This is a genomic window from Pseudomonas sp. B7(2017), from assembly GCF_002112745.1.
Classification (GTDB): Bacteria; Pseudomonadota; Gammaproteobacteria; order Pseudomonadales; family Pseudomonadaceae; genus Aquipseudomonas; species Aquipseudomonas ekonensis.
Window position 1 is genome coordinate 22,592 of record NZ_NEIP01000029.1, and the last position, 6,483, is coordinate 29,074.

The following is a 6,483-nucleotide window of genomic DNA, read 5'->3' on the forward strand; positions in this document are numbered from 1 at the left end:
TCCGATGCTTGTGCTCTTTGTCGCTCTCGCGGTTTTCGTGGCCTGGAGCTGGTTGAGCTACCCGGCGGTCGGCCATTGGCTCTACGACCTGAGCACGGCCGCCGAGGCCAAGCTGTACCGCTTGCACAAGATTGAGGTGCCCATCGCCGAAATGAGCGTATCGACCTGGCAAGGCGGGCCCTACGAGGCGTCCAGCGCGATCCTGATGCTGCACGGCTTCAGCGCCGACAAGAACCTGTGGCTGCGCTTCGCCCGGCATTTCGTCAGCCAGTACCGGGTGATCGTCCCGGACATTGCGGGCCACGGCGAAACCGGCTTCAAGGCCGGCGGCGGCTACGACATCCCGGTACAGGCCAAGCGGATGATCCAGTTGCTGGACGTCTGCGGCGTGGAGAAAGTGCACGTGATCGGCAACTCGATGGGCGGCTACATCGCCGCGTGGCTGGCGGCGACCTACCCCGAGCGCATCGCCTCGGTGGCGCTGGTCGACCCCGCCGGCGTCACCGCGCCGGAGGCCAGCGACATGGAGCGGCACCTGGCCCGGGGCCACAACCCGTTCCTGATCAACTCCCGCGAGGAGTTCCGACGCTTCTACGCCATGACCATGGCGTCGCCGCCCTGGGTGCCGGGGCTGGTGCTGGACGCCATCGCCCAGCGCTACGAGAACCAGCGCGACGAACTGGAAGAGATCTTCCGCGACTTCCGCGCCAGCCCGCCCATGGAGCCGAAACTGTCCGACATCAAATGCCCGGCGCTGCTGCTCTGGGGCCGCAAGGACCGGCTGATCGACGTCAGCAGCGTGCCGGTGTGGAGCAAGGGCATCGCCAACCTGCGGGTCGACGTGTGGGACGGCGTCGGGCACATGCCGATGGTCGAACAGCCGGCGAACACGGCGCGGCTGTACCGGGAGTTCCTGGGCACCCTGCGATGAACATCCTCTACGACGAGCGTCTCGACGGCCCCCTGCCCGATGTCGACAAGGGCGAACTGCTCAAGGCCTTGCGGCAGGCCCTGCCGGACCTGGATCTGCTGTGGCGCGAAGAAGAGCTCAAGCCCTACGAGTGCGACGGCCTCTCCGCCTACCGCACCACGCCGATGCTGGTCGCCCTGCCCCGTCGGCTGGAGCAGGTGCAGGCGTTGCTCAAACTGTGCCACCAGCGGCGGGTGCCGGTGGTGGCGCGCGGGGCCGGCACCGGACTGTCCGGCGGCGCGCTGCCGCTCGACCGGGGCGTGCTGCTGGTGATGGCGCGCTTCGACCGGATCCTGCACCTCGACCCGGACGCACGCACCGCGCGGGTTCAGCCCGGCGTGCGCAACCTGGCGATCTCCCAGGCCGCCGCGCCGTACGGCCTGTACTACGCGCCGGATCCGTCCTCGCAGATCGCCTGTTCCATCGGCGGCAACGTCGCGGAAAACGCCGGCGGCGTGCACTGCCTCAAGTACGGCCTGACCGTGCACAACCTGCTCAAGCTGGAAGTGCTCACGGTCGAGGGCGAACGCCTGACCCTGGGCAGCGACGCGCTCGATTCCGCCGGCCTGGATCTTTTGGCGCTGTTCACCGGCTCCGAAGGCCTGCTGGGGATCATCACCGAAGTCACCGTCAAGCTGCTGCCCAAACCGCCGGTGGCCAAGGTGCTGCTGGCCAGCTTCGACTCGGTGGAAAAGGCCGGCCGTGCGGTCGCCGACATCATCGCCGCCGGGATCATCCCCGGCGGGCTGGAAATGATGGACAACCTCGCCCTGCGCGCCGCCGAAGACTTCATCCACGCCGGCTACCCGGTGGAGGCCGAGGCGATCCTGCTGTGCGAACTGGACGGCGTCGAAGCCGATGTGCACGACGACTGCCAACGGGTGCGCGAGGTAATGCAACGGGCCGGCGCCACCGAGGTGCGCCAGGCGCGGGACGAAGCCGAACGGGTGAAGTTCTGGGCCGGACGCAAGAACGCCTTCCCGGCCGTCGGGCGCCTGTCGCCGGACTACTACTGCATGGACGGCACCATCCCCCGCCGCGAACTGCCCGGCGTGCTGCACGGCATCGCCCGGCTCGGCGCGGAGTACGGCCTGCGGGTGGCCAACGTGTTCCACGCCGGCGACGGCAACATGCACCCGCTGATCCTGTTCGACGCCAACCGGCCCGGTGAGCTTGAGCGCGCCGAAGCCCTCGGCGCAAAGATCCTGGAACTGTGCGTGCAGGTCGGCGGCAGCATCACCGGCGAGCACGGGGTCGGCCGCGAGAAAATCAACCAGATGTGCGCGCAGTTCAACAGCGACGAACTGAGCGCGTTCCATGCCGTCAAAGTGGCGTTCGACCCCCGCGGCCTGCTCAACCCCGGCAAGAACATCCCCACCCTGCACCGCTGCGCGGAATTCGGCGCGATGCACATCCATGCCGGGCAACTGCCGTTTCCCGACCTGGAGCGTTTCTGATGACTGATCGGGATGCGGCCGACGCGCTGCTGGATCAAGTCAACCGGGCCAGGGCCGACGCCACGCCGCTGAAGATCCAGGGCGGCAACAGCAAGGCGTTTCTCGGACGCGAAGTGGCCGGCGAGGTGCTCGACACCCGCGCCCACCGGGGCATCGTGCGCTACGAACCGTCGGAACTGGTGGTCAGCGTGCGGGCCGGAACGCCGCTGAATGAGCTGCTGGCGACACTCGACGCCGCCGGGCAGATGCTACCCTGCGAGCCGCCGTCCTTCAGCGATTGCGCCACGGTCGGCGGCATGATCGCCACGGGGCTGTCGGGGCCGCGGCGCCCTTGGGCCGGCTCGGTGCGCGACTTCGTCCTCGGCACCCGGATCATCACCGGCCTCGGTCAGCACCTGCGCTTCGGCGGCGAAGTGATGAAGAACGTCGCCGGTTACGACCTTTCCCGTTTGCTGGCGGGCAGCCACGGCTGCCTCGGCGTGCTGACCGAAGTCTCGCTGAAGGTGCTGCCCACACCCCGGCAGTGCCTGAGCCTGCGTCTGGAGATCGATTGCACGCGGGCCTTGGCCAACCTCGTCGACTGGGGCCGGCAAGCGCTGCCGATCAGCGGCGCCTGCCATGACGGAGTGGCGCTGTACCTGCGCCTTGAAGGCGGTGAAGGTTCGGTGTCCGCCGCCCATCAACGGCTGGGCGGCGATCCGCTGGATTCGGCCTTCTGGTCGGACCTGAACGAACAGCGCCTCAGCTTTTTCGACGAAGGCCCGCCGCTGTGGCGCCTTTCGCTGCCCCCTACCACCGGAGCGCTGGCGCTGCCTGGTGCGCAACTGGTCGACTGGGCCGGCGCTCAGCGCTGGCTGAAGTCCGATGCGACCGACGTTCAGCGCATCGCCCATGAGCTCGGCGGCCACGCCACCTGCTTCAGCCATGGCGCCAGCGACACGCCGTTTCAGCCGCTGGCCCCGGCGCTGATGCGCTACCACCGCCAGCTCAAGGCGCAACTCGACCCGCAAGGGCTGTTCAACCCCGGCCGGATGTACGCGGAGCTCTAACCATGCAGACCATCCTCAGCGAACAGGCCCGGCAACTGCCCCGGGCAGCCGAAGCGGAAAAGATCCTGCGCACCTGCGTGCACTGCGGCTTCTGCAACGCCACCTGCCCGACCTATCAATTGCTCGGCGACGAACTGGACGGCCCGCGCGGGCGCATCTACCTGATCAAGCAAGTGCTCGAAGGCGCACCGCCGACCGCGCAGACCCAACTGCACCTGGACCGCTGCCTGTCGTGCCGCAACTGCGAGACCACCTGCCCATCCGGGGTCGACTACCACAACCTGCTGGACATCGGCCGGGCCATGGTCGACCGCGCCGTGCCGCGCCCGCCGGGCCAGCGCCTGCTGCGCGAAAGCCTGCGGGCCCTGGCGCCCAATCCGGGCGTGTTCAAGGGTTTGCTGAGGATCGGCGCCACGTTTCGTCCGCTGCTGCCGCGTCCTCTGGAGGACAAGCTGCCGGCGCCTTCCTCGGCGAACGGCACGCGCCCGATCCCGCGCCACCCGCGTCGGGTGCTGCTGTTGGAAGGTTGCGTGCAGCCCGGGTTGTCGCCCAACACCAACGACGCGACGGCCCGGGTGCTCGACCGGCTCGGCATCAGCGTCACCCCGGTCAGCGAAGCCGGCTGCTGCGGCGCCCTCGACTACCACCTCGATGCCCAGGCCAAGGGGCTGGAGCGTGCCCGCCGCAACATCGACGCCTGGTGGCCGCACCTGGAGAGCGGCGCCGAGGCCATCGTCCAGACCGCCAGCGGCTGCGGCGCGTTCATCAAGGATTACGGGCATCTGCTGGCGCGCGACCCGGCCTACGCGGACAAGGCCCGGCAGGTCAGCGAACGGTCGCTGGATCTGGTGCAGGTCCTGGCGCAAGAGCCCCTAGAACAGATGTGCAGCGCCGGCCAACGCCGCATCGCCGTGCATTGCCCCTGCACCCTGCAACATGCGCTGAAACTGGGCGGCGCCGTGGAAGCCTTGCTGACCCGTCTGGGCTTCAACCTCACGGCGGTGCCGGACGGCCACCTGTGCTGCGGCTCGGCCGGCACCTATTCGCTGACCCAACCGACGCTCGCCCGGCAACTGCGCGACAACCGCCTCAACGCCCTGGAAAGCGGCCGCCCGGATCTGATCGTCACCGCCAATGTCGGCTGCCAGAGCCATCTGGCCGGCGCCGGACGCACGCCGGTGAAGCACTGGATCGAACTGGTGGATCAGTCGTTGGCAGAATGAAGTCCGTAGGATTCTTCGTTTGCCCGCGCAGGAGAAGGCTGCGATCTTTTCCTCCATCCTTTACGTGACCGTGCCAGGAATTTTTTTCATGACCGTGCAGCCTTTCGTCAGCCCCGACCTGATCCGTCAACGCTTCTCCAAGGCGATGTCCGACATGTACCGCGAAGAAGTGCCGCTGTACGGCGCGTTGATGGAACTGGTGGAACAGACCAACCGCGACGTGCTCGCCCGGGATCCGCACATTGCCCGGCAACTGGCCGACACCGGCGAAATCCAGCGGCTGGACATGGAGCGCCACGGCGCGATCCGCGTCGGCACCGCCACGGAACTGGCCACCCTCGCCCGCCTGTTCCAGGTGATGGGCATGCAGCCGGTGGGCTACTACGACCTGACGCCGGCGGGGGTGCCGGTTCATTCCACGGCGTTTCGCGCGGTGCACGAGGCGGCGTTGCAGGTCAGTCCGTTCCGGGTATTCACCTCGCTGCTGCGCCTGGAACTGATCGAGGATCCTGAACTGCGGGCGTTCGCCCAGTCCGTGCTGGATCGGCGCTCGATCTTCACCCCGGCCGCCCTGCGCCTGATCGAACAGGCGGAAACCGCCGGCGGCCTCACCGAAGCCGAGGCCGAGGAATTTGTCCTGCAAGCGCTGGAGACCTTTCGCTGGCACCACAGCGCCACCGTCACCGCCGCGCAGTACCAGACCCTCAGTGCCCAGCACCGCCTGATCGCCGACGTCGTCGCCTTCAAAGGCCCGCACATCAACCACCTGACCCCGCGCACCCTGGACATCGACATCGTGCAGGCGCAGATGCCGCTGCACGGCATCACCCCCAAAGCCGTGGTCGAAGGCCCGCCGCGCCGGCAGTACCCAATCCTGCTGCGCCAGACCAGCTTCAAGGCCCTCGACGAACCGGTCGCCTTCACCGACCAAGCGCAAACCCATGGCAGCCACAGCGCCCGCTTCGGCGAGATCGAGCAACGCGGCGCCGCACTGACGCCCAAGGGCCGCGCCCTGTACGATCGCTTGCTGAACGCCGCCCGGGACGAGCTCGGCGACTTCCCCAACGAGGGCAATGCCGCACGCTACAACGCGCTGATGACCCAGCATTTCAGCGAATTTCCTGACAGCCTCGACGGCATGCGGGAACAGGAACTGGCCTACTTCCGCTATTTCGCCACCGAACAGGGCTTGGCGGAGCGTCCCGGCGAGGCTTCGCTGGCCCAACTGCTGCGCGACGGCCATGTGAAAGCGGAGCCGCTGGTGTACGAAGATTTCCTGCCGGTGAGCGCGGCGGGGATCTTTCAGTCGAACCTGGGGGATGCGGCGCAGGCGCATTACGGCGAACACTCGAACCGTCAGGCCTTCGAGCAGGCGCTGGGCCGCACGACCATCGATGAACTGGCGCTGTATGCCGACACCCAGCGGCGTTCACTGGAGGCGTGCGCTGAGGCACTGGGTCTGAAACGTCTCTGAGGTCAGGTGGCCATGCTGCGCAAGAAGTTGCGCAATCATTCCGCAAAACGTCTGACACGGCACGCTGGAAGCCTTAAGCGACGCGGCCTCCAGCCGAGTGCGCAAGAAGTTGCGCAGCACTGCGCAACTTCTTGCGCACTTTCCCAAGGATTTCGCCGGCCTGATCGGACACCATCTAGAGAAACCCATATAAAACACTGATTTATATGGGTTTTTCATTTCTGGCACGTTCCTTGATAACAGTCAGGCACCCACCGGGCGATTCCGCCTCCCGGGCACCCTAACTCAATCCGCAAGGAGCACCTCCCAT

At 67.3% G+C, this 6,483-nt stretch carries 5 protein-coding genes; all 5 read left to right on the top strand.

Translation table 11 applies throughout. The features are described from left to right. Positions 1–4 precede the first annotated feature (4 nt). The 5 genes from CAG29_RS27600 (at position 5) to CAG29_RS27620 (ending at position 6,173) form a co-directional block, all read left to right on the top strand. Positions 5–931: an alpha/beta fold hydrolase gene (locus CAG29_RS27600; RefSeq protein ID WP_085633859.1), complete on the top strand. Its 927-nt coding sequence runs from the start codon at positions 5–7 to the stop codon at positions 929–931. Then, positions 928–2,427 (top strand): glycolate oxidase subunit GlcD, encoded by a 1,500-nt coding sequence (glcD, locus tag CAG29_RS27605; protein WP_085586674.1) that lies wholly within the window; start codon positions 928–930, stop codon positions 2,425–2,427. Before CAG29_RS27600 ends, glcD begins: the two co-directional genes overlap by 4 nt. Continuing rightward, on the top strand, positions 2,427–3,476 hold the full coding sequence (gene glcE, locus CAG29_RS27610) for a glycolate oxidase subunit GlcE (protein ID WP_085657144.1): 1,050 nt from the start codon (positions 2,427–2,429) through the stop codon (positions 3,474–3,476). Before glcD ends, glcE begins: the two co-directional genes overlap by 1 nt. 2 nt (positions 3,477–3,478) lie before the next feature. Beyond that, positions 3,479–4,699 carry a glycolate oxidase subunit GlcF gene (gene glcF / locus CAG29_RS27615; protein ID WP_085695437.1) on the top strand — a complete coding sequence of 407 codons (1,221 nt, stop codon included), beginning with the start codon at positions 3,479–3,481 and terminating at the stop codon, positions 4,697–4,699. Between the two features lie 88 nt (positions 4,700–4,787). After that, positions 4,788–6,173 carry a VOC family protein gene (locus CAG29_RS27620; RefSeq protein WP_085695438.1) on the top strand — a complete coding sequence of 462 codons (1,386 nt, stop codon included), beginning with the start codon at positions 4,788–4,790 and terminating at the stop codon, positions 6,171–6,173. Positions 6,174–6,483 lie beyond the last annotated feature (310 nt).